General features: G+C 62.5%; 26 protein-coding genes and 1 pseudogene. 12 read left to right on the top strand and 15 right to left on the bottom strand.

The window, feature by feature from the left end; genetic code table 11:
• Positions 1 to 47: 47 nt before the first annotated feature.
• Positions 48 to 866 carry an SDR family NAD(P)-dependent oxidoreductase gene (locus ABIE49_RS17225; protein ID WP_192735323.1) on the bottom strand — a complete coding sequence of 273 codons (819 nt, stop codon included), beginning with the start codon at positions 864 to 866 and terminating at the stop codon, positions 48 to 50.
• Positions 867 to 1,156: 290 nt separating this feature from the next.
• Positions 1,157 to 1,492 (bottom strand): GrlR family regulatory protein, encoded by a 336-nt coding sequence (locus ABIE49_RS17220; RefSeq protein ID WP_192735322.1) that lies wholly within the window; start codon positions 1,490 to 1,492, stop codon positions 1,157 to 1,159.
• A gap of 177 nt (positions 1,493 to 1,669) precedes the next feature.
• Between ABIE49_RS17220 and ABIE49_RS17215 the strand changes: the two genes are divergently transcribed.
• On the top strand, positions 1,670 to 2,326 hold the full coding sequence (locus ABIE49_RS17215; protein WP_192735321.1) for an FABP family protein: 657 nt from the start codon (positions 1,670 to 1,672) through the stop codon (positions 2,324 to 2,326).
• 14 nt (positions 2,327 to 2,340) lie between these two features.
• Here the strand turns inward: ABIE49_RS17215 and ABIE49_RS17210 are convergent, their stop codons facing one another.
• Positions 2,341 to 2,697, bottom strand: coding sequence for a hypothetical protein (locus ABIE49_RS17210; protein WP_192735320.1), 357 nt, complete (start codon positions 2,695 to 2,697; stop codon positions 2,341 to 2,343).
• 880 nt (positions 2,698 to 3,577) lie between these two features.
• Between ABIE49_RS17210 and ABIE49_RS17205 the strand changes: the two genes are divergently transcribed.
• Complete coding sequence (locus ABIE49_RS17205) at positions 3,578 to 3,805, top strand: hypothetical protein (RefSeq protein ID WP_192735319.1); 228 nt, start codon at positions 3,578 to 3,580, stop codon at positions 3,803 to 3,805.
• A 14-nt stretch (positions 3,806 to 3,819) separates the two neighbouring features.
• Here ABIE49_RS17205 and ABIE49_RS17200 read toward each other — a convergent pair whose 3' ends face one another.
• From ABIE49_RS17200 to ABIE49_RS17175, 6 genes are all read right to left on the bottom strand, one after another.
• Positions 3,820 to 4,080: a DUF1488 family protein gene (locus tag ABIE49_RS17200; RefSeq protein WP_192735318.1), complete on the bottom strand. Its 261-nt coding sequence runs from the start codon at positions 4,078 to 4,080 to the stop codon at positions 3,820 to 3,822.
• A 316-nt stretch (positions 4,081 to 4,396) separates the two neighbouring features.
• Positions 4,397 to 6,265 carry a TRAP transporter large permease gene (locus tag ABIE49_RS17195; RefSeq protein WP_192735317.1) on the bottom strand — a complete coding sequence of 623 codons (1,869 nt, stop codon included), beginning with the start codon at positions 6,263 to 6,265 and terminating at the stop codon, positions 4,397 to 4,399.
• Entirely contained in the window at positions 6,262 to 6,930 is a 669-nt protein-coding gene (locus tag ABIE49_RS17190; protein WP_192735316.1) for a TRAP transporter small permease subunit, read from the bottom strand. The genes ABIE49_RS17195 and ABIE49_RS17190 overlap by 4 nt, the downstream gene beginning before the upstream one ends.
• Positions 6,931 to 7,120: 190 nt before the next feature.
• On the bottom strand, positions 7,121 to 8,257 hold the full coding sequence (locus ABIE49_RS17185; RefSeq protein ID WP_192735315.1) for a TRAP transporter substrate-binding protein: 1,137 nt from the start codon (positions 8,255 to 8,257) through the stop codon (positions 7,121 to 7,123).
• Between the two features lie 216 nt (positions 8,258 to 8,473).
• Positions 8,474 to 9,487, bottom strand: coding sequence for an aldo/keto reductase (locus ABIE49_RS17180; RefSeq protein WP_192735314.1), 1,014 nt, complete (start codon positions 9,485 to 9,487; stop codon positions 8,474 to 8,476).
• Positions 9,488 to 9,598: 111 nt separating this feature from the next.
• Positions 9,599 to 10,027, bottom strand: a complete 429-nt coding sequence (locus tag ABIE49_RS17175) for a PaaI family thioesterase (protein ID WP_192735708.1) — start codon at positions 10,025 to 10,027, stop codon at positions 9,599 to 9,601.
• 79 nt (positions 10,028 to 10,106) lie between these two features.
• Between ABIE49_RS17175 and ABIE49_RS17170 the strand changes: the two genes are divergently transcribed.
• From ABIE49_RS17170 to ABIE49_RS17160, 3 genes are all read left to right on the top strand, one after another.
• Entirely contained in the window at positions 10,107 to 10,742 is a 636-nt protein-coding gene (locus ABIE49_RS17170) for an NUDIX hydrolase (protein ID WP_192735313.1), read from the top strand.
• A 164-nt stretch (positions 10,743 to 10,906) separates the two neighbouring features.
• On the top strand, positions 10,907 to 11,881 hold the full coding sequence (locus ABIE49_RS17165) for a Bug family tripartite tricarboxylate transporter substrate binding protein (protein WP_192735312.1): 975 nt from the start codon (positions 10,907 to 10,909) through the stop codon (positions 11,879 to 11,881).
• A gap of 71 nt (positions 11,882 to 11,952) precedes the next feature.
• On the top strand, positions 11,953 to 13,137 hold the full coding sequence (locus ABIE49_RS17160) for a hypothetical protein (RefSeq protein WP_192735311.1): 1,185 nt from the start codon (positions 11,953 to 11,955) through the stop codon (positions 13,135 to 13,137).
• Between the two features lie 200 nt (positions 13,138 to 13,337).
• Here the strand turns inward: ABIE49_RS17160 and ABIE49_RS17155 are convergent, their stop codons facing one another.
• Positions 13,338 to 13,643 carry a hypothetical protein gene (locus ABIE49_RS17155; protein WP_192735310.1) on the bottom strand — a complete coding sequence of 102 codons (306 nt, stop codon included), beginning with the start codon at positions 13,641 to 13,643 and terminating at the stop codon, positions 13,338 to 13,340.
• Between the two features lie 201 nt (positions 13,644 to 13,844).
• Between ABIE49_RS17155 and ABIE49_RS17150 the strand changes: the two genes are divergently transcribed.
• Both ABIE49_RS17150 and ABIE49_RS17145 read left to right on the top strand, forming a co-directional pair.
• Positions 13,845 to 14,324 (top strand): hypothetical protein, encoded by a 480-nt coding sequence (locus tag ABIE49_RS17150; protein WP_192735309.1) that lies wholly within the window; start codon positions 13,845 to 13,847, stop codon positions 14,322 to 14,324.
• Between the two features lie 93 nt (positions 14,325 to 14,417).
• Positions 14,418 to 15,020, top strand: coding sequence for a GNAT family N-acetyltransferase (locus ABIE49_RS17145; RefSeq protein ID WP_192735308.1), 603 nt, complete (start codon positions 14,418 to 14,420; stop codon positions 15,018 to 15,020).
• Between the two features lie 41 nt (positions 15,021 to 15,061).
• Here the strand turns inward: ABIE49_RS17145 and ABIE49_RS17140 are convergent, their stop codons facing one another.
• The 4 genes from ABIE49_RS17140 to ABIE49_RS17125 form a co-directional block, all read right to left on the bottom strand.
• The gene (locus ABIE49_RS17140) at positions 15,062 to 16,270 is read right to left on the bottom strand and encodes an EAL domain-containing response regulator (RefSeq protein ID WP_192735307.1); all 1,209 of its coding nucleotides are present in this window, start codon (positions 16,268 to 16,270) and stop codon (positions 15,062 to 15,064) included.
• 357 nt (positions 16,271 to 16,627) lie between these two features.
• A complete protein-coding gene (locus ABIE49_RS17135; protein WP_192735306.1) occupies positions 16,628 to 17,635 on the bottom strand; it encodes a Bug family tripartite tricarboxylate transporter substrate binding protein in 1,008 nt (335 codons plus the stop codon).
• A 289-nt stretch (positions 17,636 to 17,924) separates the two neighbouring features.
• Positions 17,925 to 18,899: a TAXI family TRAP transporter solute-binding subunit gene (locus tag ABIE49_RS17130; RefSeq protein WP_192735305.1), complete on the bottom strand. Its 975-nt coding sequence runs from the start codon at positions 18,897 to 18,899 to the stop codon at positions 17,925 to 17,927.
• 43 nt (positions 18,900 to 18,942) lie between these two features.
• The gene (locus ABIE49_RS17125) at positions 18,943 to 21,000 is read right to left on the bottom strand and encodes a TRAP transporter permease (protein WP_354066853.1); all 2,058 of its coding nucleotides are present in this window, start codon (positions 20,998 to 21,000) and stop codon (positions 18,943 to 18,945) included.
• A 202-nt stretch (positions 21,001 to 21,202) separates the two neighbouring features.
• On the opposite strand from ABIE49_RS17125, the gene ABIE49_RS17120 reads away from it, so the two are divergent.
• A complete protein-coding gene (locus ABIE49_RS17120; protein WP_192735304.1) occupies positions 21,203 to 22,006 on the top strand; it encodes an SDR family NAD(P)-dependent oxidoreductase in 804 nt (267 codons plus the stop codon).
• A gap of 18 nt (positions 22,007 to 22,024) precedes the next feature.
• On the opposite strand, the pseudogene ABIE49_RS17115 reads toward ABIE49_RS17120, so the two are convergent.
• A pseudogene (locus tag ABIE49_RS17115) lies at positions 22,025 to 22,794 on the bottom strand (hypothetical protein).
• A 209-nt stretch (positions 22,795 to 23,003) separates the two neighbouring features.
• Between ABIE49_RS17115 and ABIE49_RS17110 the strand changes: the two are divergent.
• The 4 genes from ABIE49_RS17110 to ABIE49_RS17095 all read left to right on the top strand — a co-directional run bounded on the left by ABIE49_RS17110 (position 23,004) and on the right by ABIE49_RS17095 (position 26,529).
• Positions 23,004 to 23,771 (top strand): hypothetical protein, encoded by a 768-nt coding sequence (locus ABIE49_RS17110; RefSeq protein WP_354066852.1) that lies wholly within the window; start codon positions 23,004 to 23,006, stop codon positions 23,769 to 23,771.
• Positions 23,772 to 23,928: 157 nt separating this feature from the next.
• A complete protein-coding gene (locus ABIE49_RS17105; protein ID WP_192735303.1) occupies positions 23,929 to 25,839 on the top strand; it encodes a propionyl-CoA synthetase in 1,911 nt (636 codons plus the stop codon).
• A gap of 200 nt (positions 25,840 to 26,039) precedes the next feature.
• Complete coding sequence (locus ABIE49_RS17100) at positions 26,040 to 26,309, top strand: hypothetical protein (protein WP_192735302.1); 270 nt, start codon at positions 26,040 to 26,042, stop codon at positions 26,307 to 26,309.
• A 13-nt stretch (positions 26,310 to 26,322) separates the two neighbouring features.
• On the top strand, positions 26,323 to 26,529 hold the full coding sequence (locus ABIE49_RS17095) for a DUF6494 family protein (RefSeq protein WP_192735301.1): 207 nt from the start codon (positions 26,323 to 26,325) through the stop codon (positions 26,527 to 26,529).
• Positions 26,530 to 26,670 lie beyond the last annotated feature (141 nt).

The raw sequence follows: 26,670 nt of genomic DNA, 5'->3' as shown, positions 1-26,670 counted from the left end.
ATATGGCAGGACCGCGCCGCCCTGCTAACGCGGGCGTAGCGCAAGTGTTACTGGGATGCGACCGGAACCGTGTAGTTCAGGATCAAGCGCCCTCCGTCCGGATAGATGGTTTGCCCGGTAATGTAGGACGCGTCCTTGCTGGCAAGAAAGGCCGCGACGGAAGCGATCTCGGACGGATCTCCGCAGCGTCCCATCGGTGTCCGCGACAGGATTGAATGCCGAGCCTCGTCAGAGGTCATGATCGATTTCGCGACCATGTCGGTCAGGATCGTGCCCGGTCCGATGCCGACGACGCGAATACCGTGAGACGCCAAAGCAAGTGCGGCCGTCGTCGTGAGCTGGTTCAATCCGCCCTTCGAGATTGCGTAGGTCGCAATCGAGGGGTTTGCGAGGATGGCGTTGATCGACGACATGTTGATGATGACGCCGCCGTTGCCGCCGGCAATCATCGCCCGTGCAGCAGCCTGAACCCCGAGAAAAGGCCCCTTCAGGTTCACGCCCAGGACCTTATCGAAATCGTCTTCGGTGATCGTGAGGAAGTCCTGGCTGCGAACGATCCCTGCGTTGTTGATCATCACGTCGAGTCGGCCGAACTCCTGGACAGCGATGTCGACCGCACGCTCGACGTCGGCGCGCTTGCTGACGTCGGCGATGACCGTGCGCAGGCGGCTTGCCGGACTGTCTGACTTGCTGCTGAGATCGGCGAGGCTTGATTCATCGAGGTCGACGGCGACGACGCGCGCGCCGTCATTCAGAAACCGTTCGACGCAGGCCCGGCCCAATCCGCGCGCGCCACCCGTGACGATGACGACCTTCGAATGCTGCGACGGGACGACGCCGGAGCTGTCGCTGTTTCCTGAGGTCATGATGCCAAGCGCCTGTTGCTCCGCTCTTGCCAATGCAGAGCTGAGCCGACACTGCCATGTCCGTTGCCGGCGGGCGTCTAGCATATGGCGCGAACAGCTATAGCGAAATTGGATCGGTCATGGACCTGCATCAAATTCGCAACTCGGGCGGATTGGAGGCGAAGCCGTAATCCCTCGTTGTGTACCCTCCTGATGGGGCGGATTACGCCTTCGGCTAATTCGTCCCACCGCGCTTCGCGCGCGATGCATTCGATCCGGGTGCGCCGGACGTGCAGCGCGACCAATCCAATCTACCCCGCCACCTGCAACCGCAACACCGCATCATACCGAATCCCTTGTTCCCCAACCAAGGCCATGGCATCGACCTTGGCACCGGCGTCGTTGTAGGTGCCGAAAAATCCGATGTATTGGACCCGGGCCACCATCGGTCGGTCTGTCGGGGTATGTTCGTTGCTGGTCATCTTGCCTTTCCAGCTTCCACCCGAGCACTCATAGCTGCCGGTGTAATAGACATACGCGTCGCCGCCATGGATCTGGCCGTCGCGGAAGATCAGGACGCCGCCAACGTCGTCGGCTACGCCGTCGCGGGATTTGGCATGTAACGAATAGAGCCCGTTTTTGATCATGATTATTTCCACGCCTGATCGCCGGCAGACATTGCCGGCGCATACAAGCTGCTTTCCTGCGCGACTTGTCGCCCTGGGATGCGCAATTTAAGCTTATAACTGGCGGACACCGAAATGGCGACGCAATCGCCCGGGAAGCCTGATATTGCCGAAACCGCGATCACGTGAGGTTTTCCTATGCTGCCCATTCCCGCCGACATCTTTACCGAGCCTGACAACGTGTCGCCTGATAGCCTCGCCAATCTCGGACCGCTCCGTCATCTGGCGGGTATCTGGCAGGCGGACAAGGGCGTGGACGTCAACCCCAAGGCCGACGGCCCGGAGCGTCGGGTGTTTCGCGAGCATGTCCGGATGGACCCGATCGATCCACAGGCCAACGGACCGCAGCTGTTTTACGGTTTGCGCTATCACATCCACATCAACACGCCGGAGGAAGACATCACCTTCCACGATCAGGTCGGCTACTGGCTCTGGGAGCCCGCAACCGGCCTGATCCTGCAAAGCGTGACCATTCCGCGAGGCCAGGTCTTGCTCGCGGCGGGCCATGCCAAGCCGGATGACAGGCGAATCTCGGTAGCGGCCAAGCGCGGCGATACGCGTTACGGAATCTGCTCGACGGAATTTTTGGACGAAGCTTTCCGCACCGAGAGCTATCGATGCGACATCACCTTCAACGACGACGGCAGCTGGACCTATCTCCTTGAAACCGAGCTTCTGGTGAAGGGGCGAGACCTGCCCTTCAATCATCACGACACCAACACCTTGAAGCTTGTCGGGGCGGCGGCACCCAATCCGCTGGCTGTCATCCTGAAAGATCGGGCGGAGACAAAATAGCGAAATCCGACGATCTACCTGTCGTGCGGTCCGCCCGCTACCGGCTCCGCCAGATGCAGGAATTCGTCGAACGCGACGGCGCCTTCCGCAAGGGTGTGGCACGCGCGACTGTCAATAAAGATTTGCGCGTCATGGTCGAAGATCTCGACGATAAAAAGGGGCTGCCTTGCGGCGCAAGCCGCTGAGGCTGCGCGCAAGCGAATTTCATAGTCGCCGATCCACGCCAGGGAAATCGCCTCACCCTCAGGGCGGGACACCAGGCTGACATAGGCTCGGGAAATTCGCAGCGTTGTAAAATTGTATTCCAACGCACGTCCCACAACGAAACCTCGCGCTTTGTTGGTCTGGCGCAGGAATATCAGCCCCGCCATTACGGGACGCTGGCGGTGAAGTTAATGTTTCGAAAGATGGGCCGCGGAATGACTGCCTAATCTGGACGACATGGAGACAGTAGTGCGACAAATTAACCCGACGGGCAAAATTCCGCTTTCCTCGTCGGGCAAATCATCTCTACGAATTCGCGCATCCCGTCCTATCAAGAGGGGCGTCGGCCGTCGTCACGACGAGGGGCGGGTTGCGGTGGACGTGACAGTTGCGATTGACGGTCGCGGCTGGAGCGTACGGCGAAAGCGTGTGGTCCTGGCGCCCGTAACGGCGTCAAGTCTTTCGGGAGCTAACGCTTCCGAGGGGCGACGGTGGCAATAGAGGCCGTCTCACCGGGGAGAGCGCGTTATAAGCCGTAAAGCCATTGCGCAGGGAAGGCCGGATGCTCTCCGCTGGACCTGTATGCTCGTGTGCGCATTCTTATGCACAATTGCACACGAGACCGCGGGTGCAGCGCGCACCCGGTCTTCCCTGCGCCCTATTGATGAGAGGGCAAGGAGTTTCTGGCAAAGCTCGGGCGCAATGCGTCGCGAGAACGCGAAGGCATATCCGCCGTCATTGCCTGCAACAAACGCGAAGCGTTTGTGCAAGGGAGCGAAGCGACGAAGCAAGCCATGCCTCCGCAAGTGGATAGAGGGATTGCTTCGCGGAGCCTGTCATCGGGCGCGCATTCGCGCGACCGGTGGCTCGCAATGACGGCTTTGGCTGTTTGAAAATCAAATCAGAACGATTCTTCTCGCCTCCCGCAGCGCAGCCCATCCCCCGAAGCCGGGCCGGGTTCCTCCCTTAACCTCTATGGCGATCTTTCACACCAGGGTCGTATTGGAGTCACGTTGCCGCGCTACATGAGCGCCAACGGGAGCGCGCATGACCAAGATTTCGCCGAACAACTTCAATCCGGAACTGGTTTCAATGATGAGATCGGTGCTGGAAGCGGCGTCGGCCCATGTCGACACTGCGTCGGGCAAGCCCGCCACGCCGGCGATCAAGGTCAAGATGGCGTCGCGCATCCTGGCAACCGCGGCGGCTGGCGTCACCGATGCCGGCCAATTGCAATCGGCCGCGATCGAAGAGGGGCTGTGCCCGGCGGATTGAGGCCGCAACTTCCTTTAGAAGTTCGCCGCGCCGAGATCGTAGGAGCCGCGGGTGCCGCGCACGTAAACCTTGGCGGCGGCGGCGCAGATCCTGTCGCGATTGGCGTCGAAGGCGTTCAGGAAGCCCGTTTCATCGAGCTGAACCCCGGGCTGCATTCGCGCCAGCGCAGCTTCGTTCACGTAGAACGAGGCCTCGATCGCGCTGTCATAGCCCCAAAACCGGACGGCGCGCCGCGTGTGGTCATAGCTGCGGCTATGGTTCGGAAAATCGATCATGGTCATTCTCACCGGTGGCCGTGACGCCGGCCCCAATAGCTCCCGCCACCAAACAGGAGCACCACGACGATAACAAACAGGATCGGTTCAAAACCCAGGATCGGTTCCATCGGAATCCTCCGCTGGCCTGTGGCTGCGTTCACCGCGAGTCAGGGGACTCAACGGCCCATTCAGGCCGTTGTTCCCAGCAGAGCGTTTTCCAGCGAAGTGGACACCGGTTCGCGTGAAGAAAACGCGTCAAAACATGAATCTAGAGCGTCGTTCCGATTCTATCGGAACGGGGCTCTAGCCCGGGAGAACCCGGCGTCCCCCGGCCTCAACCGCCGTACAGATATTTCGGCAGCCACAGCGTCATGCCCGGCCACATATACATGATGACCATGCAGATGATCACGATGAACATGTAAGGCATCATGCCGGAAAAGATCTGGTTCAGCGTGACGTGCTTGGGCGCGACGCCTTTCAGGTAGAACGCCGACATCGCCACCGGCGGCGACAGGAAGGCGGCCTGCAGGTTCACGAACACCAGCACGCCCCACAGGATCGGATCGACGCTGAAGTGCTTCAGCATCGGCAGGAAGATAGGCACGAAGATCACGATGATCTCGGTCCATTCCAGCGGCCAGCCCAGCACGAAGATGATCGCCTGCGACAGGATCATGAACTGGACCGGCGTCAAATTGAGCGACAGCACCCAGCTTTCCAGCAGCGCCTGGCCGCCGAGAATTGCGAACACCGCCGAGAACAGCGCCGAGCCGACGAACAGCCAGCACACCATCGACGTGGTCTTGAGGGTGAGGAACACTGCCTCCTTGGTCTTTTTCCAGTTCAGCGTGCGGGCATGGAACGCCAGCAGGAAGGCGCCGGCAGCGCCCACCGCCGCCGATTCCGTGGCGGTCGTGATGCCGAACAGGATCACCGCGAGCACGATCACGGTGAGGAGACCCAGCGGCATCACCGAGGTGATCAGCAGCCGCAGCACCTCGAACTGCTCGGCCTCCATGATCGCGTAATAGTAGAACAGCAGCAGCAGCAGGACCGCCGCCGTGAACCCGAAATACAGATAAAAGCCTTCAGGCGGCCCGGACGCCGACGGCGGGGCGGCGCTTTCACTCTGCAGATTGCCCATCTGCTGCAGCACTTCCGGCTCGCCCTTTTTGGCTGCGCCGGACTGCTGGACCGAGCTGCCCAGTTCCTGAAGCTTTTCCTCGACCGGCTCGCTGCTCGGCGCGCCCTGTCCGAGCGGGGTCGGAGCCTCGCTGCGCTCGATGGCGGTGGGCGCGTCCGGCTGCTGGTGGATCACGACGTACCACCAGATGCCCCACAGGGTGCCGAGCGTCATGACCAGCGGGACCAGCGCGAACGACAGGCTCTTGAGGATCGTGCCGTAGCCGAGCCGGGCGCCATCCACCGTGATGGCAAGGGCCCGCGACGGGACCACCGTCGCGGCCAGCAACGTCGGCAGCATCTTGCGGGAATAGAGCTGCTGGATCTGCGTCACCCACGGCCGCACCGGCACCCGGGTTTCGCTCTCCGGCAGCTTCGGCGCGATTTTGGGGTTAATCAGCGCCCAGCCGACGATGTAGACGAGATAGAGGAACGCCAGGAAGAAACTCGGAAACATCGCCGCGGCGTACAGCTTCACCACCGATTGTCCGGCGACCGCCGCATAGACGATGATCATGACCGAGGGCGGGATCAGGATACCGAGCGTGCCGCCGGCGGTGATGACGCCGGAGGCGAGCTTCACGTCATAGCCGGCCTTGAGCATCGGGTTGAAGGCGATGACGCCCATCAGCACCACGACGGCGCCGACCAGGCCGGAGGCAATGCCCCAGAAGGTGCAGACGATCAGCGAGGCGACCGCGAGCGCCGCCGGCACCCGCCGGAACGCCAGCTGGATCGCGTAGAACATCTTGTCCACCAGGGCGCCGCGTTCCATCACGTAGCCCATCAGGACGAACAGCGGGATGGAGATCAGGACGTCGTTGGTCATCGCGCCATAGGTGCGCTGGACCATCAGGTCGAAGATGTGGTTATCGGCCCAGGATTCGCCGGCGCGGTAATAGGCGAAGAAGCCGAAGAACATCCCGAGCCCCATCAGCGTGAACGCCGTGGGGAAACCCATGATGATGACGACGACGATGAGTCCGAGCATCAAAAGCCCGAGTGCCGGATCGCTCATGGCTGTGACGCTCCGCCCAAGCCGCGCTGGCGCGCGCTTTCCTCGATGTTCTGCGCATGCTCGATCGCGTTTCGGCGCGTTTCGTCGTCGACATGCTCGCTCAGCGCCAGTTGCTCCTCGACGACGTCGATCTCGCTGACGTCCTTGAGGCGGCTCGGCCACACGCCGGTCTTGAGGCAAATGACGCAGCGCGCGATTTCAGCGGACCCTTGCAGCAGCAGCAATATGCCGGCCAGCGGGATCATCGCCTTGAAATGATAGACCGGCGGCCCGTCCGCGGTCACGTTGGAGTGCTCGTTGATGCGCCAGGACAGCGCGGCGTAGTCCCAGCCGGAATAAGCCAGCGCCGCGATACCGGGCAGGAAGAACACGACGTAGAGCACCAGATCGAGCCCGGCCTGGGTGCGCGGCCGCATCGAGGAATAGAGAAAGTCGCCGCGGACATGGGCGTTCTGCGCCAGCGTATAGGCGCCGCCAAGCATGAACGCCGCGCCGTACATCATGTTCGACGCATCGAAGATCCAGGCGGTCGGCATGTTCAGGATGTAGCGCTTGAAAACCTCGGCGCAGACGAGAAGCATCAGCGCCATGATCAGCCAGGCGGCCGCCTTGCCGGCAAAGGTGCTGATACCGTCGATGGTATGCAGAAAACGGTCGCTGTTCATGAAATCTGGACTGCTTGGTACGGGCTGCAGGAATGATCCGGACGGGGCGGGCGTAATGGCCGACCTGAAGCCCGGCGCCGCGTCGGAGCGCGTTCACGTCGTGACTGCGCAGGCGATGGCCAGCCGACGATACAAGACCCCGCCCGGGATTGCCATCCCGGACGGGGTCTGTTGGCCGATTCTATTGCCTTTAGGTCCGCTTCTTGGCGTTGGGTCCGAAGTAGTGGTTGTACGCCATCCGGCGGTTCACCACGGTGTCCTGCTCCCACTGCGTCGCACGCTTGGCGAACGCCAGCTGGGACGCGACGATCTCCTTGAACAGCGGATTCTCCGCCGACTTTTTCTCGACCACCTGATCGTAAATATCGAGCTGCGCCTGCAGCACCGAGTCAGGGGTCTTGTAGAACTTGACGTTATCCTTGGTCTGCATCTCGGCGTAGTCTTTCGAATAGCGATCGATCGCCTTCCAGGCCATGTCCTGTCCGGCCGCTTCGGCGGCGTTGTCGAGGATCGCGCGGATCTTCGCCGGCAGCGCGTCGTACTTGTCCTTGTTGAACATGATCTCGAACTGCTCGGCGTTCTGGTGGAAGCTCTGCAGCATGCAGATCTTGGACACGTCGGGGAAACCGAGGATGCGGTCCGACGTCGCGTTGTTGAATTCGGCGGCATCGAGCAGGCCGCGATCGAGCGCAGCGACGATTTCACCGCCGGGCAGGGCGTTGACCGCAGCGCCCATGCCGCTGAACACGTCGATCGAAATGCCGACCGTTCGGAACTTGACGCCCTTCATGTCGTCAGCCTTGGTGATCGGCTTCTTGAACCAGCCGAGCGGCTGGGTCGGCATCGGCCCATACGGGAACGAGACGACGTTGGCGCCGATCGAGGCGTACAGCTTGGCCAGAAGCTCCTTGCCGCCACCGTACTTGTGCCAGGCGAGCAGCATGTTGGCGTCCATCGCATAGCCGGGACCGGAGCCCCACAGCGCCAGCGCGTTCTGCTTGCCGTAGTGATAGACCAGCACGCCGTGTCCACCGTCGAGCGTACCCTTCGAGACCGCCTCGAGCAGGCCGAAGGCGGGCACCACGGCGCCGGCCGGCAGAACCTCGATCTTGAGATCGCCGCCGGTCATGTCGTTGACCTTCTTGGCGTAGTCGAGCGCGTACTCGTGGAAAATATCCTTGGCCGGCCAGGTGCTTTGGAAGCGCATGCTGGTCGCGCCTTGCGCGCTTACGACGCTGGGGGCTGCGACCGTTGCTGCAGCGCCCGCGGCGGCCACTTTCAGGAAGCGGCGGCGGCTGGAAGTGGTGTCTTTTTTGGATGTCGTCATGATTTCCTCCCCGTTTTGACGGCGATCCAACCAAGGATGCGCCCCTTATTATTGGAAGGGAGACAAAGGCTTGCGCAGGTGTTTGGCAAGAATGTTCGGGAAGATGCGACGCTTCGACGCGGCAGATGGTGAACAACGTCGATGGCGGCTTCCGGATTTATTCCGAAGGCGCTGAATTAAATTTTTGCAGGCGACGATGCCGTATGCGACTTTCGTTTAAGTCGCCGTGCGCGCGCGCCGTCCCTCGATCGGATAGGCAGGATCGTTGAACCCCGGTGTGGATGGATGCCCGCTCGCGACCAGCCGGTCGATCAGCGCCTCGTCCTCCGCCGTGAAGCGATAGTCGAGCGCCTTCAGGTAAACGTCCCACTGCTCCTCGGTGCGGGGACCGGCGATCACGCCGGACACGAACGACGAGTTCAGCACCCATGACACCGCGAACTGCCCGGCGGTGACGCCGCGCCCTTCGGCGTGCTCCTTGATTTGCTGCGCGAGCAGCAAGGATTCCGGCCGCCATTCGGTCTGCATCATGCGCTTGTCGTTGCGGCCGGCGCGGCTGTCCTTGTCGGGCGTTGCATCGGGCAGGTACTTGCCGGTCAGCACGCCGCGCGCCAAGGGGCTATAGGGCACGATGCCGAGACCGTAATAACCGCAGGCCGGGAAGTGCTCGACCTCCGGCATCCGGTTCATGGCGTTGTAATAGGGCTGGCTGACGACCGGGCGGTCGATGCCGTTGCGGTCGCAGATGTTGCAGATCTCGGCGACGCGCCAGGCACGGTAGTTCGAAACGCCGAAATAGCGGATCTTGCCCTGCCGCATCAGGTCACCCATCGCGCGCACGGTCTCATCCAGCGGCGTCGCGTGGTCTTCCTTATGCAGATAGTAGATGTCGATATGATCGGTGCCGAGCCGCTTCAGGCTCTCTTCCGCCGCCTGCAGCACCCAGCGCCGCGATAGCCCGCCGCAATTGGGATCGTCACCGATCTGGTTGGCGAGTTTTGTCGCGAGCACCCAACTGTGTCGGTTATTGGCAATGGCGCGGCCGACCACTTGCTCGGACTTGCCGCCATTATAGGCGTCGGCGCTGTCGATGAAATTGATCCCGGCTTCGCGTGCCTTCGCCACGATCCGCGACGACGTCGCCTCATCGGTCGGCCCGCCGAACATCATGGTGCCGAGGCAAATCGGCGAAATCTTCAGGCCGCTGCGGCCGAGTTGGCGATATTGCATGGTGCGGGCTCCTTATGGCCGTCGTCATTGCGAGCGCAGCGAAGCAATCCATAGGCGCAGACAAGAAAGGTGGATTGCTTCGTCGCTTTGCTCCTCGCAATGACGGATGGATCACGTATCGTTCTTCAATATCTTAAACACGCCCGACGCCATCGCGATACAGCGCTTGTCGACGGTGACTTCGGTGGTGATGAAAATCAGGCTGCGGGTGGCGCGCACCACGTGCGGTTTGGAAATCAACACCTCGCCGATCTTGCCGGATTCGACGAAATGCGTATCGAGCTGCACGGTCGCCAGCGTCGGCTTGCCCGAGACGTGTCGCGCGGTGATGCCGCAGGTGCGGTCGGCGAACGTCATCAACACACCGCCCTGCACCAGTCCGCGGCGGTTGTGGTGCTTGTCCTCGGTGATCAGCGCGAATTCAAGCTCGCCGTCGACTGTTCGCTGCCACAGCGGTCCGATCAGATGCAGGAAGCCGGTCGTTTCGACGATTTTCCAGCCATCGGATTTGAGCTTCTCCGTGGCGGCCCTGGTCGTCATCTGATGCATTCCGTTTCCTGCAGGCGGTCATGTCTCGACAGTCATTTCATCAAACGCGGGAGTATTGTAGTCAAGCGTCATGGCCCGTTCATTTGATGATGCCACCCGGCGAAATATCGCAGAGCTCGTTGCAGCTTTTTCGCGGGCGACGGCGGATGAGCCAGAGCCAGAGCCTGCGCTGAAGCGGGCCGCCGTCGTCATCGCGCTCACCGAAAGCGAGAATGGTGGCGAAACGGCGTTTCTCCTGACGCGGCGTGCCGAGGGCCTGCGCTCCCATTCGGCCCAATGGGCGCTGCCGGGCGGACGCTGCGATCCCGGCGAGACGCAAGTCCAGTCGGCATTGCGCGAGCTTCACGAAGAGCTCGGCCTGGAGCTCGGGGAGGGCGATGTACTGGGCCTGCTCGACGACTATCCGACGAGGTCCGGCTATTTGATCACGCCGGTCGTGGTGTGGGCGAGCACGAAGGCCGCGCTGGTGCCGAACCCGGCGGAGGTGGCTTCCGTGCACCGCATCGCGCTTGATGAGATCGAGCAGCAAGATGCGTTCAGCTTCACCAAAATTCCCGAAAGCACGCGGCGCGTGATCCGCTTTCGCCTCGCCGGTCAACACATCCACGCGCCGACGGCGGCACTGATCTATCAATTCAGCGAAGTGCTGTCCGGCCGCAACACCCGCGTGGCCGAGCTGGAACAGCCGGTGTTCGCCTGGAAATAGGGCTCAACCGTCATTGCGAGCGAAGCGAAGCAATCCATGCATCCGCGGAACGACGGATTGCTTCGTCGCTCCGCTCCTCGCAATGACGGTGGGACACGGGTTGCGGATGCCGATTGATTCAGCGACCATGCGGCCAACAACAAATTCAAAAGGGAGGATGCCGCATGCGCGTCTGGAACGCTTTAGCCATCGCCGCCGCGCTAGGCTCGGTCATCGGCATTAACACTGCGCATGCGCAAAACTATCCGACGCGAGCGATTACGCTGGTGATTCCGTTCGCACCGGGTGGCTCGACCTCGATCGTCGGCCGCGGCATCGCCGACAAGATGAGCGAACTGCTCGGCGAGAAGGTCGTGGTCGACAACCGCCCCGGCGCCGGCGGCACGATCGGCACCAAGGCCGTCGCCAAGAGCGATCCCGACGGCTACACGCTGGTGCTGGGTTATACCGGCACGCTCGCGATCGGGCCGTCGCTCTACAAGAGCGCCGGCTACGATCCGCGCAAGGATTTCGCGCCGATCGGCCTGATCGGCAATGCGCCGAATTCGCTGGTGGTGCATCCGTCGTTTCCGGCCAAGACGGTTGCCGAACTGATCGCGCACGCAAAGGCCAATCCTGGCAAGGTCAATTTCGGCTCTGCCGGCGCCGGCACGGTCAGTCACATCACTGGTGAATATTTCGCACGCACCGCGGGGATCACGCTGGTGCATATTCCCTACAAGGGAACCGGTCCGGCGCTGACCGATCTGTTGGGTGGCCATATCCCGATGGCGTTCGCGCCGATCCCGGCCTCGCACCCCAACGTCTCGGCCGGCAAACTGCGCGCCCTCGCGGTGACCAGCACGACCCGCTCCAGCCTGCTGCCGGACGTGCCGACGATGGCGGAAGCGGGTCTGGCCGGCTTCGATGCGTCGCTGTATTACGGCCTCGCGGCGCCTGCGGGCACGCCGCGCCCCATCATCGACAAGCTCAACAAGGTGCTGCGCGACGCGCTTGGCTCCGACGAGGTCAAGAGGCAATTGGCCAATGACGGCACCGAGATTACGCCGGGCACGCCGGAGGATTACGCCGATTTCATCGACAAGGATGAAAAGAAGTGGTCGCAACTGATCAAGACCAGCGGCGTCGAGCAGGAGTGAGCGGCACCGCGCCGCGCCGTTTCGGGCACTTTGTTAACTGACTTGAGCCCGGCAATTGATACAACGGGGCCATGCGCCTGCAATTGATTCGCCTTTATTTCTGCCTTGTCGCGCTCGCGCTTCCCGCGGGCGCGCCGGCTTTGGCCATGGACGCGCTGCCGGCCTCGACGGCGGATGCGATGGCGCAGGCGGCTTCGCCGCAGGCGATCGCGGAATATCGCCGCAAGCTGAAGGAATATCAGGCCGCGCGCGCCGCGTTCGAGCAGGAAGCCGAACCTTACTGGAGCGCGATTGCCGAAAAACGGCGCGGCCGCAACGCCAAGCGGCGCGAGCGCCAGGCCATCACGCTCGATGATTATGTGCTGACTCAGCCGCCGCTGTACGACGGGCCGAAGCGGCCGGTGGATCCGGAGCCCGACGACAAGCCCCGCGAGCGCAAGCCGCTTCCGGTGGTCGCCGATTTCCTGCAAGCCGCTGCGGCGCATTTCCAGTTTGCGCCGCAGCGGCCCGCCAGCGAGGTCGAGTTCAAGCGCGCATATGGCCGCGTCGCATTGGCTTCCGGGCTGACGCGCGAACAGATCGTGCGGGTCTATTCGTTCGAGACCGGCGGCAACGGCAATCACGACATGCAATCCGGATTGAGTTCCTCGCGCCCAGGCTCGCGCGCGATCTCGACGGCGGTTGGCTACAACCAGTTGCTCACCACCAACACCGTCTCGCTGCTCGCCGAACAGGGGCATGACATCGTCAAGGCGTTGACGGAAAAGGCCGCTGGCCTGTCAGGGCCGGCGCGCAAGGCGATGGATCATAAACTGGCGGTGTTGAAGCGGATGGTGGCGTTCACGCGCTCGGTGCCGGTGCAATGGTCGGAGCACGAAAAGCTCGCCAACACGCCGCAGGGCTGGGGGGTCCACGCCATGGTGCTGGACATCGACGTCGGCCCGCTGCTGCAGACCCACAAGCTGCTGACCTCGGTGCTGTTCGCGCGCGCCAAGGGCTATACCAGACCGCTCAGCGCCGCCGAACTCGAGATGATGAACCTGACCGGCGACAGCACCGGTCTCGACATGGTGACGATGCCGCAGGCGATGCGCGAGCAGGTGCCGACCTCGAATTTCTTCCAGCGCGGTGGCTACGAGCGCAACCCGGTCGCGATCCGCCACAACACGGTGGCGAAACTGCTGGCGATCACCGACGAGCGGATGGACGTCAACAGCAGCAAGCCCGGCGCGAAGGAACTGGCGGCGTCGTTTTAGCTAGCGCGGAGTGCTTCTTCCCCTCTCCCCTTGTGGGAGAGGGTGGCACGGACGCGAAGCGTTCGTGACGGGTGAGGGGTTCTTTCCGCGGATACAGACCCCTCATCCGGCGCCATAGCCGATGCAAGGCATCGGCGTTCTAAGGACGGCGGCCGAAGGCCGCCTATGCCACCTTCTCCCACAAGGGGAGAAGGGAAAACTCAATTCGCGCCGAACTTGAACTTGCCGTCGTCTTCGAGGTAGGGGCCGGTGCGCATGTAAAGCTGGCCGTTCTCGCCGACGAAGAACAGCGTGCCCTTCGGCACTTTCTTGGCGCCCTTCAGCAGCGTGCCGGCGTTGTTGGTGCCCAACTTGTACGCAACCGTCTTGCCGTCCTTGCCGTACGCATAGCCCGTGCCGGAGTTCAGCTCCCAGGGCGTTGGCGCGGCGGCCTGTGCGAATGCGGACGACGTCAGCCCGCCGAGCGCGGCCGCGATCAAAAAGGTCCTGGCTGAAATTCCCGTCATCGTTGTCCCTCCCAGCGGCCAAAATTGGCTTCTGCCCCATTCGTTTGAACAAATCACGAACGTCATTATTCCGTCAATGGTACCTTTGCCGCATCACGCCTTCTCTGCGACTTTGTGATTTCCCGCCTTCGACTTCGCGACTATGTTCCGGTTTCCGGTTACAAACGCGCAATTGCCAGAAACGTTATAGGGATGATTCGGATGAACCTCGTCGTGAAGATTGGTTTCGGTGTTGCGCTGTCTTTCATGACGCTGGCTTCCGCTGTCCAGGCCGACGAATTCAAGCTCAGCAACAACCAGCGGATTGCCTGCAGCCGCGGCCTGAGCCCCGGCAAGCTCAACACCGCAACCTGCAGATCGTATGCGTATGTCTTCAACATCAAGACCTCGGAATATTACCGCTGCCAGGTCACGCTGGCGCTGACCCGCGACAACAAGGAAGTCATCAACGTGCAGGCCGACGGCAACTGCGCCAAGAAGCCTCGCATCTTCGAGACCGATTCGAACTATTCGTTCGACGCCACCGAAACCGAACCGCCGAACACCAACTCGTTCTTCGGACCCGGCGGCTATGCGGTGTGGGCCAGCGACAACAATGCGCGCAAGGTGCGCGGATGCATCATCATCTCGTCCGGCCTCGGCTCCGACATCTCGAAATGTCTCGACATGAAGTTCGATTGATGGTCGGCGGGCGTGACAGCCGCCCCCTCTGCGCCGGGCACGCCGCCACCGCCCTGGCCGTTTCCTGAACGAATCCGGTTTGAGGGACGCGCGATGTCCCTCGAACCGCTTCGCGCCGGACACGCGGACGAGCTCTGGCACGCCGCGCAGGGCGCCGATGCGTCATTTGCCTATTTGCGTTACGGGCCGTTCGCGCAGCAGTGCGACTTGCTGGCGCTGGTCACCGAATTGGCCGGGCGGGCGGATCAGCCGTTCTGGGTGGTGCGGCCGAACAGCAGCGGCGTGGCTCAAGGCTGGTTATCGCTGTGCGATATCTATCCGGCCGAGGGGGCGATCGAAATCGGGGCGATCTGGTTTTCGCCGCGGCTGCAGCGAACCCGGGCCGCGACTGAAGCGATCTTTCTCCTGATGCAATATGCGATGGAGGAGTTGCAGTACCAGCGGCTGGTCTGGCGCTGCAACGCGGCAAACCAGGCGTCGCTGAACGCGGCCGTGCGCTACGGTTTTACGCCGGAGGGTACCTGGCGTGGCTCGGCCCTCAGCAAGGGGCGTCGCTGCGACGTGGCGTGGCACTCGATCATCGCCGCCGAGTGGCCGGCGCGCCGCGCCGCCATCGCCGCGTGGCTCGCGGACGAGAACTTCGATGAACATGGCCGCGCGCACACGCGGCTGGTTCATCCGCGAGCCAGTGCTTGATGAAGTTCGGGTGAGCCGGACCGAGCGCCCCCTCACGGCTTTTACCCGGCGGGGGATGGCAGCACCGGGGGCGAGCGGGCAAATTTCTTGACCCCGAGCGGCTTGCTGAACAGATAGCCCTGGACCAGATCGAAACCCATGTCATGCGCAGCGAGAAAATCGGTGCGGGTTTCGACCCCCTGGGCGATGGCGCGCGCACCATGGTCCTGCGCCAGCTCGACAATGTGCCGGCATACGGTCTGCTTCAAGCGGTCATCCGCGCAGCCGGTGACAAACTGATGATCGACTTTCAGCTCGACGAACGGAAAGTTCCGGAGGCCCATGAGCGCCGGCCATTCCGGCCCGACATTGTCGACGGCAATCGCGATATTATGCAGGCGCACCTGTCTGGCGACGTCGATCACGAGATCCAGATTGTCCGTCACCTCGGCGCTGTCGATCTCGATGATCAAACCGCCGAACGCGGGATGGTCGGGCATTCCGAGACAGAGGTCGCGCACCGTTTCGCGGCCCCTTAAAAACGAAACCGGCAGGTTGATCGAGAGATCGACCGGGCCATGCTGCTCCAGAAGGTAATGCCAATCCTCGATCGCGCGGCCGATCACGAACTCGGACAGCGCGCGATAATGCGGATCCTTGTCGTCCGGAATGAAATACGCCGGTGGAACGACCCCCCAGGCGGGATGTCGCATCCGCACCAGCGCCTCCGCGCCGCTCGGAACCAGCGTGCGGGCATTGATCTTTTGCTGATACCACAATTCGAGCCAGCCGGCCTTCAGCGCCTCGGCCACGTCCACCGCCGGGCTCGGCGCCGGTTCGGCGGGGAGCAGCGAAGCGACGCTGGCCCGCAACGTTCCGGCGCTGAAGGGCGTCGGCAGCGAGGGCAGCATCGCGATATCGTATTCCTCGGCAATTTGCCGAACCGCCTTTACCATAATCGAGTCCGGTGGACCGATGATGAGCACCTTGCCGCCGAAATTTTTCCGGACCAGAACTTCGAGAATTTCGCCGACCTCGGTCCCGTTGACGGACACACCGAGCACGACGAGGTCAGGCTGTTGTGCGTCAAGCACTCCCGCCAACTCGCTCGCACACGCGCATGCGCTGGTGATGAAGCCGAGCTCCTCGAGCGCGTCAGAGAGGAACAACCGCAGGTGTTTCTTGGCGTCGGCCACGCAGGCGCGGGGCATCACCCTTCGCAGCCCGAAGCCACCGGTGCGCGCATGCGCTTTAGCATTGATCAGATTCATTCCGTCCCCCTGCACAGATATCGACGCTAGTCGTACATCCGCGCGGCGGCGCTAATCATGGAGTTTTAGGGACACGGTGATGAATGCACGGGTAAGGTTAAAGCAGCCAATGAAATTAGAATTTTAACGAAAGCGGCAAGTCATCTGGCTGTAACATGGCAACTCGGGAGCCCGATGGAGACCGATCCGTGCACGTTGCTGTCGTAGGCAAGCTCTATGAACCGTGGCGTGCATTTGCGCGCTGTTTCATTGCTGGACGCGCGTTAACGCCTGTGGTCGCTTGTCGGCGCGGCCACAGTATATGTTCGCGCCGAACAGAGAATCACCTCGACGCGCGGCGTCAGCTGAACGCGATCGTCACTCCGGCTTGATGCCGGCGAACTTGGCGACCTTGCCCCACTTCTCGGTTTCCGCCAGCACGTAAGCCTGCATGTCCGCGGGCGACCCGCCGGCGGGTTCGGCGCCGAGCTTGCGCAGCCGCGCGATGCCGTCCTCGGTCTTGAGAAACTTGTCGACGCTGACGTTGAGCCTGTCGATGATCTCCTTCGATGTCTTGGCCGGCGCACCGATGGTGAACCAGGAGGCCGCCTCGTAACCGGCTACGCCGGCTTCCGCGATCGTCGGCAGATCCGGCAGGCCCGGCCAGCGCCTGGCAGAGGAGACCGCCAGTGGACGGATCGAGTTGGATTCGGCGAACGGCTGCGAGGCCGGCAAATTGTCGATCGTCAGCTGCAGGCGGCCGGCGATCAGGTCGGTCAGCGCCGGTGCGCTGCCCTTGTAGGGCACATGGGTCATCTCGACGCCGGTCATCGACTTGAACAATTCGGTCGAGACATGCGCGGTGCTGCCGAGCCCGGGCGTGCCGTAGAACAACTCGCCCGGCTTCGATTTGGCATAGGCAATCAGTTCCGCGACCGATTTCACCGGCAGCGAATTGGTGACCGAACAAAGATTGGGCACCCGCGCGATGATGATGACCGGAGCGATATCCCTGGCCTGGTCGTAGTTCATGTTCTTGAACACGAACTGGTTGATGGCGTGCGTGCCCGGCGTTCCCACCACGAAGGTGTAACCGTCGGGCTCGGCCTTCGCGACGAATTCCGCCGCGATGTTGCCGCCGGCGCCGGTCTTGTTTTCTACGATGAACTGCTGGCCGAACTCCTCCGAGACTTTTGCCGCGACCACGCGCGCCAAAATGTCGGTGGTGCCGCCGGCCGCGAACGGCACGACCAGTTTGACCGGCCGCGTCGGCCATTGATCGGCGCCCGCCCGGCGCGGCAACAGCGACATACCGCCTAAGGCAGCCGCGCCGGTCAGCACAGCGCGGCGGCTCAGGCGGTACGGATGGATAATCTTCGAAGTCATGTCGGTCCCTCCAAAATTTCTGCGGACCGTATTTGTTAATCGGCGCGACCACCACCCCCGTCGAGGTCATGCCCGGGGTCTTTGGCATCATGGCGCAAAACCCGATCAGGCCGACAGCGGCGACTGCAGCGAGAAACAGCAAACTCAAAGAAATGACCGCGGCCCTTGGCAGGCCGCGGTCAAAATGGAAACGCGTAGTCCGGATGAGCGAAGCGAAATCCGGGTTAACCCGTGACTGTCCCGGATGTCGCTTTACTCATCCGGCTACGTGTCAGGGCATGAACGAAACTTAGCCGCCGATGCCTTTTTCCTTGAAATACTTCAGCGCACCGGGATGGAACGGGATCGGCGAGCGGTCCTGCACCTGGTTGTCGAGCGAGAAGCTCTCGGCTTCCTTGTGCACGGCAACGATGTCGGCCTTCTTCTCCACCAGCGTCTTGACGATCGTGTAGGCGTCGTCGTTGCTCATCTTGTCGCCGGTCACGATCAGGTTCCAGACCTCGGCGATGGAATTGTCCTTGTCGTAGCCGGGATAGGAGCCTGCCTTGATCTTGCTGGACGTGTAGAGCTTGCCGTACTTGGCGTTCATCTTCTCGGCGAGATCGCCGTGGTCGACCAGCTTCATCTTGATGCCTGGCGTTGCCGCCAGATCGGTCACCGCCGCGGTCGGGATGCCGCCGACCCAGAAGAACGCGTCGATCTTGCGGTCCTTGATGGCGTTGACGGATTCCGCGACGCCGAGCCGCTCGCGCTTCATGTCCTTGTCCTTGTCGAGGCCGGCGGCCTCGATGACGCGGAACGCCATCACTTCGGTGGCGCCGCCGGGCGATCCGGTCGAGACGCGCTTGCCTTTCAGGTCCGCCATGGTGTTGATGCCGGTGCCTTCAACGGTCACCACGTGCATGCGGTTCGGATAGACCACGAGCAGCGCCTGCAGCGGCAGCTTGCCACTCTTGAACTTGTCCTGGCCCTGCAGCGCGTCGAGCGCGGCATCGGCCATGGTGAAGCCCATCTCGCTCTGCCCGCTGCCGATCAGCTTGAGATTGTCGATCGAGCCGCCGGTGACCTCGGCCGTGGCCTGCACGTTGGGAAGGCTCTTCGACAGCACGTTGGCGACGGCGCCGCCAAGCGGATAGTAGACGCCGCCGGTTCCGCCGGTACCGATCGACATCGTCTTCTGCTGGGCATGGACGATGCCCGCGAAGGCGAGTCCGGCCGCAACAGTCACAGCCAGCACGGCCACGGTCTTTTTCATTATTTTCATCTCAATTACTCCCTTGACCCTATCCTTGACGTTATTCTTGGACTTAAGTTGTAAGCGCCGGTCGTTTCGGCGCCGGCGTTCTCGACTGCCACAGCAACACGCCGAAGCCGATAATCAGCCCCGGCACGTAGGTGTAGCTGATATCGCGGCCGATCATCCATTCGACGATCGCCTCGATCAAACTCGGAAACACCAGCAGCAATCCGGATAGCAGAAGCAGGCCGCCCTCGACCCGCGTATTTTGTCGCAGCGCCCAGTTCTGGGCAACTGAGGCCAGCGCCAGCAGTCCCAGTGTGGTCTTGATCGTGATTTCGAGGATGTCGAGCCATGATCCGCCCTTGGGGATCGCGAGCAGCAATCCGACGCCCTGCGGGTCGAGCACGAACACGAACGGCACCAGGAACGCCGGCAAGGTGTATTTCCAGGACTGCAGCGTGGTCTTGTAGGGATCGCCGCCGGTGATGGCAGCCGCTGCGAACGGCGACAGCGCGGTCGGCGGCGACACTTCCGACAGCACGGCGTAATAGAAGATGAACATGTGCGCGGCGTAATCGGGCACGCCGAGTTTGATCAGTGCCGGTGCGGCGATCACCGCGCAGATGATGTAGGAGGCGGTCACCGGCACCGCGAGACCGATGATCCACACGATCAGCGCGGTGTAGATCGCCGTCAGCAGCAGGCTGCCGCCGGCATAGCTGATCACGATCGCCGAGAATTTGAGACCGAGACCGGTCAGCGTCACGATGCCGACCACGATGCCGGCGCAGGCGCAGGTGGTCGCCGCGTTCAGCGCGCCGGTCGAGCCTTCCGCCAGCGCCTTGACCAGTTTGCTCGGCACCAGCGCGGTTTCCTTGCGCAGGAAGCTCAGCGCGAAGGTCACGACGATGGCATAGAACACCGACAGCGACGGCGAATAGCCGATCACCATGAATACGACCACGGCAAGCAGCGAGATGAAATGAAAGCCGTAACGCCGGGTCATCTGTCCGAGCGACATCTCCGGCGTGAAGTTGACGTCCTTGGCGCCGAACTTCTTCGCGTCCAGTTCGACCATGAACAGCAGCGACATGTAATAGAGGCAGGTCGGGATCGTCGCCATCCAGATCACGTCGAGATAGCTGATCTTGAGAAACTCGGCGATCAGGAACGCCGCGGCGCCGAGCACCGGCGGCGACAGGATGGCGCCGAGGCCGCCAGCCGCCAGCAGACCGCCGGCGGCGTTTTTCTCAAAGCCGGCCTTGGCCAGCATCGGGGAGGCCACGGTGCCGATCATCACGGTCGTGGCGACGCCCGATCCGGAGGGGCCGCCGAGCAGGAACGAGGACAGCACCACGGTTCTGCCGGCGCTGTTCGCCTTGCCGCCCATCAGCGCCAGCGAGAAATCGATGAAGAACTTGCCGGCACCGGATTGCGCCAGGAACGCGCCATAGATCGTGAACAGGATGATCAGGGTCGCCGACACGTCGACCGCGACACCGAAAATACCTTCCAGCGTGATGAAGAGATGGCCGACCAGCCGGGGCAGATCGTAGCCGCGATGGGTCCATGGCGCCGGCAGATGCGGGCCGAGCATCGCATAGGCGATGAACAATATTGCCACGACGGGCATGATCAGCCCGGTGGTGCGCCGCGTCGCCTCCAGCACGAGCACGATGAAGACGACGCCGACGATGACGTCCCAGCGGTCGGGCGAGGTGGCGCGGTCGGTAAAGTCCTCGCCGCCCCACAGCGCATAGACGATGGTCGCGACCGCAAAGATGCCCGGCACCACGTCCCACCATCGCACCCGGTTGCGAAACCGCGTCGCCAGCGGAAACAGCAGGAAGCTCAGCACCAGCGTAAAGGCGACGTGGGTATAGCGCAGTTCCTGGGTCGGAACGATCGCGTAGGCCGCATAGAGGTGGAACAGACTCATCACCACCGCAATGGTGGTCGAGATCCGTCCCGCCCATCCCATCAGGCGGTTGGCCGCGCCTTCCTCGGCCTCGATGAACAATTCAGCCTTATGCAACGCCTCGTCGGAAACGGCGACGACGTCGTCATTGGGCAACGAATTGCCTGGTGGTTGACCCTGTGCGGCCATGCTTCCCCCGGAGCGCATTGATAACTCCCGGCTGGATCGCCGGGGCCTTTAACGGCGGCGCATTCATGCCGGTTTGGGCAGGCGTGGCAAGGGCTTAAATCGAGAGACTTTGGGATGGCTGCATCCATGCGAGGGTTGCATCGGCCGCCACGCACCGGACGGGTTGACCGCGGGCCTGTGCCCGTTCAACTTCCCGGCCAAATCAAGGGGAGAGAAGTCGATGGAACGGCTCAAGGGCAAGACGGCGATGGTGGTCGGCGCGGGTTCGATCGGGCCCGGCTGGGGCAACGGCAAGGCGACCGCGGTGACTTTTGCTCGCGAGGGTGCGCAGGTGTTTTGCGTCGATCGCAACGCGGCGGCAGCCGAAGAGACCGTGAAGATCATCACGGGCGAGGGCGGCAAGGCGGCGGCCTTCACCGCCGACGTTTCCCGCGCCGCCGATGTCGAGGCGATGGTGGCGGCGTGCCTGAAAACCTATGGCCGTATCGATGTGCTCGACAACAATGTCGGCATTGCCGAGATGGGCAGCGTGGTCGAGACGACGGAGTCCGAATGGGACCGCGTGTTCGCGGTCAATCTCAAGAGCGCCTTCCTCGCCATGAAGCACGTTATTCCCGTGATGCAGAAGCAGGGCGGCGGCTCGATCATCAATATCTCTTCGATCGCCTCGATCCGCCATGTCGGGATTTCCTACGTCTCCTATGGGGCGTCGAAGGCGGCGATGAACCAGATGACGCGCACCACGGCGGTGCAGTTCGCAGCCGATCATGTCCGGGTGAACTGCATTCTGCCGGGCCTGATGAAAACGCCGATGGTCGAGCACTCCGCAGGTCTGGCGGCGAGCTATGCCAAGGGCGATGTCGAGGCGATGTGGCGGGCAAGGGATTCGCAAGTGCCGATGGGGCACATGGGCGACGCCTGGGATGTCGCCAATGCGGCGCTGTTTCTCGCTTCCGACGAATCCCGCTACGTCACGGGGCTCGAACTCGTGGTCGACGGCGGGATGACGGCGAGGTCGGCATAAGCGAAGCGCAGGTTCGGGCTACTGCGCCATCGCCAAGATGCCGCCGGCAAAGGAGTGCCACATCGGCGTCATGCTGATCGGCCAGTTCAGCAGCTTGACGGTGATCAGCGCGGCGCCGCCGTAGATATAGACCGGATGCGGGCGGCCGCGCGTGCGCCAGTCGTGCACGATGGCAACCACGAGCAGCAGATAGGCGACGATGGCAGGCGGGATGGTGACGGGCACCGGCGGCGGGCCGAGCGGCCCGGGAGGCGCCAGGAAGGTGAGAAACCAGCGCGCCACGGCCGCATCCAGCAGCGAAATGCCGGCCAGCAACATCAGCCGCTTGTGAATTTCGCCCCGGCGAATGTTCGCAATGGCCAGCGCGAACACCACCGCAAAGAAAAGAATGCCGCTGAGCGGGACGATCGCAAAGGCGATGCCTTCACTGGTCAGTCCGGCGGCGGCCGATCGCTTCATCGCGTTGACCGCAACCAAAAAGCCGAAGATCGTCATCGCGGTCGCCAGCGACACGCCGATCATCCCGATCGCGCGGTGGCGGGTGACATTTCCCGATGCGGCGAGCCAGGTCTGGAACGCAAATAGAGCGACCAGGCGAAAAACAGCAGGCCGTGAAAATGCACGACGGGCGAGGCTGACAGCGATCGTGACATCATCGGCAGCCAATAGGTCGGGGCAAAACCGAGAAACGCCACGGCCGTGCAGGCCAGCGCCATGTAGAAGTAAAAATAACCGGTTTGGGAATACGCGGTCGCGCGCGGCGGAGTGGTGTCGGTGAGGATAGCCATGGTTTTGAGTCGATCATGAACGGGAAAGGTTCAACGAAAATTCTTCAATGGATAGGTACACTTGCAGGCGAAAATCGCGGCTTCCCGGACGTCATGTTTCAGCCAGGATTTGGTTTCGAACGGCTTACGAAATTCTCGTTGGCCGCTGTCGGAAGCGCACCCCGCTTGCTAGGATTGTCAGTCGTCGAGAGTGTTTTTTGGATCTGTTGATGCGAGGTTGTCCTATCATCCGCAATATGGTCGTCGCTTCCCTGCTGTCGACGGCGTTCGTGCAAGCTGCCTTCGCAACCGGCGCCGAGCCAGCCAGGGATCCGCAAGTCGATCCCGCGCCTTGCGTTGCGGCTGCGGCCGCCAATGACGACGACAAGACCATCAGCGTTTGCGGCGCGTTGATCGGCAACGAAAAGACCGCGAGGTCCGACCGCATCAAGGCATTGATCGCTCGCGGCGGCGCCAACGATCGCAAGGATCTGATCGACCGCGCCATTGCCGATTATGACGGCGTGCTGCGGCTCGATCCGGCGCGGGTCGATATCTTCAACGCGCGCGGCGAACTCTGGCGCAAGAAGGGCGACCGGCCGAAGGCATTGCAGGATTTTGGCATGGCGATCAAGCTCAACCCGGAGCATCCCACCGCGCGCGGCAATTACAAATCGCTGGCGCAGGAGCTCGAGCGTCTCGGCGCGCTGATGGCGGTCTACAACAAGCCGAGCTTCAACTGCGCCACCACGAAGCAGCCGGTGGAGAAGGCGATCTGCGCCAGTCCGGACCTTGCCAAGTTTGACCGCGAGATCAGTGCCGTGAACACCAAGGTGGTCCGCGATGCGAGCGCCGACAGCTCGCGAGCCCGTGCCCTGCAGCGAGAGCAGGATGATTTCGTCGCCCGCCGCAGCGCCGCCTTCGGCCAGCCGGGTTACGATTTGCGCAGGGCCATGAAAGAACGGCTCGACCAATTGCTCGCGATTGAGTCGCGCTGAATGGTAGTCGGGCTTTAGCCGATCGCCAAGCTGTTCCGGCTTGATCTGGCGCCACTTCCCATGACAATGCGTGGCAAATATGATTGTCGCCCGCGCCGTCATGGCCAGGACAAGCCCGGGCATGACGAAGGAGGAGGCGACAGACCGGGAGCGCGCCATGAACGTCCACGACAAAAGCAGGTATCACGAAATCCACGCCCGCTCGCTCAGGGATCCCGAAGGATTTTGGGCCGAGGCGGCGCGCGAAATCGACTGGATCGAGGCCCCAACGAAAATCTTCGATTCCACGATGGGCCCCTATGGCCGCTGGTTCACGGATGGTGTCGTCAACACCTGCTACAACGCGCTCGACCGCCATGTCGCGGGCGGGCGCGCCGATCAGGTCGCGCTGATCCACGACTCGCCGCTGACCAACACGGTCACCAAATTTACATATGCGCAGATGCTGCAGGAGGTGCAGACGCTCGCGGCCGTCATGCAGGATTTTGGCGTCACCAAAGGGGACCGCGTCATTCTCTATATGCCGATGGTGGTGGAGGCCGTGTTCGCGATGCTGGCCTGCGCGCGGATCGGCGCTGTTCACTCGGTGGTGTTCGGCGGGTTTGCGGCCAAGGAGCTCGCGAGCCGGATCGAGGATGCGAAGCCAAAACTGATCTTCTCGGCGAGCTGCGGCATCGAGCCCGGCCGCATCGTGCAGTACAAGCCGCTGCTCGACGAGGCGATCCGGCTGTCGAGCGTCAAGCCGCAAACCTGCATCATCCTTCAGCGGCCGCAGCAGGCCTGCGAACTTAACGAGGGACGCGACCACGACTGGGCGCAATTACGTGGCGCCGCGCTCGATGCCGGCAAAACCGCACCCTGCGTGCCGGTCAAGGCGACCGATCCGCTCTACATCCTCTACACCTCAGGCACCACGGGGATTCCAAAGGGCGTCGTGCGCGACAATGGCGGGCACCTGGTCGCGTTGAAATGGTCGATGTTCAACCTCTACGGCGTCAAGCCCGGCGAGGTCTGGTGGTGCGGCTCCGACATCGGCTGGGTCGTCGGCCACAGCTACATCATCTACGGGCCGCTGATCCATGGCGCGACCTCGATCATGTACGAGGGCAAGCCGGTCGGCACGCCGGACGCCGGCGCATTCTGGCGCGTCATCTCCGAGCACCAGGCGGTCGCCTTCTTCACGGCGCCGACCGCGTTCCGCGCCATCAAGAAGGAAGACCCTGATGGCACCTTTATCCGGAAATACGACCTGTCGAAATTTCGTACGCTGTTCCTCGCCGGCGAACGCGCCGATCCGCCGACGGTGGAATGGGCGGAGCAGCAGTTGAAGGTGCCTGTCATCGATCACTGGTGGCAGACCGAGACCGGCTGGTGCATCGCAGGCAATCCGGTGGGGCTCGGCATGCTGCCGGTCAAGCACGGCTCGCCGACGGTGCCGATGCCGGGCTATCAGGTCGATGTGGTCGACGAAGCGGCAAGACCGGTGCCCGTGGGCACCATGGGCTCGATCGTCATAAAACTGCCGATGCCGCCGGCCTGCCTGCCGACGCTGTGGGAGCAGGAGGCGCGTTTCAGGGAAGCCTATCTCACCGAATTCCCCGGCTACTACAAAACCTCCGACGCCGGCTACAAGGACGAAGACGGCTATGTGTTTGTGATGGGCCGTACCGACGACATCATCAACGTCGCCGGCCACCGGCTTTCCACCGGCGGCATGGAGGAAATTTTGGCCTCGCATCCCGACGTCGCCGAGTGTGCGGTGCTCGGCATCAAGGATGCGATCAAGGGCGAGGTGCCCTGCGGCTTCCTGGTGCTGAAGGCCGGCGTCACGCGCAGCCACGCCGATGTCGAAAAGGACGTGGTGGCGCTGGTGCGCGACAAGCTTGGGCCCGTTGCCGCCTTCAAGCTTGCGATCACGGTCGGCCGCCTGCCCAAGACGCGCTCGGGCAAAATCCTGCGCGGCACCATCAAGAAAATCGCTGACGGCGACGCCTGGACCATGCCGGCGACCATCGAGGATCCCAAGGTGCTCGACGAAATCGGCGACGCGCTGAAGGGCAGGGTGTGACGGCCAGGCCCCTCGTCATTGCGAGCGAAGCGAAGCAATCCATCTGACCACGCAACGAAAGAATGGATTGCTTCGTGGCTGACGCTCCTCGCAATGACGAAGGAGGGACTTTATTCCGTCTCCGATCAGGCAAAATGCCTTGATTTCGATGGATTGCCGGGTCAAGCCCGGCATAACGAAACCGGACCCATGGATCAGTCATGCGACATACCCCCGCTCGACTTCTCATCGCCCTGCTGCTCACCGCGCCCTTGCTGGCGGGCTGCCTGGAGCGGGGCCAGCCGACCATGGTCGATACCAGCGCCGACGACGATGCGTTCTGCCGCGCCAACAATGTGGCGCCGGGGTCGAACGACTACGTCATTTGCCGCAAGAACCGCGACGTGCAGCGCGGCAATGCCAACGCCCGCACCGACCGTGCCCAGCGAAACCTCGCCGAGCAAATGCTGAACAATCCGACCAGGCCCTGATCAGGAGGTCATCATGAACGAAGACGTTTTCAACACCAGCCTGCGCGGCTTTCTCAAGAAGGTCGGCATCACCTCGCAGCGCGAAATCGAGAAAGCCGTCCGCGACGCGCTCGCCAGCGGCCGCCTCAAAGGTAATGAAAAACTGCCGGCCAAGATGACGCTTACGATCGACGGCGTCAGCTTTACTCATGACATCTCCGGCGAGATCGAATTGGGCTGAGGCGCGACTCTGTCTTCCCCTCTCCCCTTGTGGGAGCGAGACGAGCGAAGCTCGCTCTTGGGGTGGCGAGATGCGAAGCATCTCGACGGGTGAGGGGTTGCCTCCGCAGACACAACTCCCTGTACGGATAAAGACCCCTCA

Source organism: Bradyrhizobium sp. OAE829, from assembly GCF_040546575.1.
Classification (GTDB): domain Bacteria; phylum Pseudomonadota; class Alphaproteobacteria; order Rhizobiales; family Xanthobacteraceae; genus Bradyrhizobium.
Note: the sequence above shows the minus strand (reverse complement) of the source record. Positions and strands in the feature narration are given on the sequence as shown.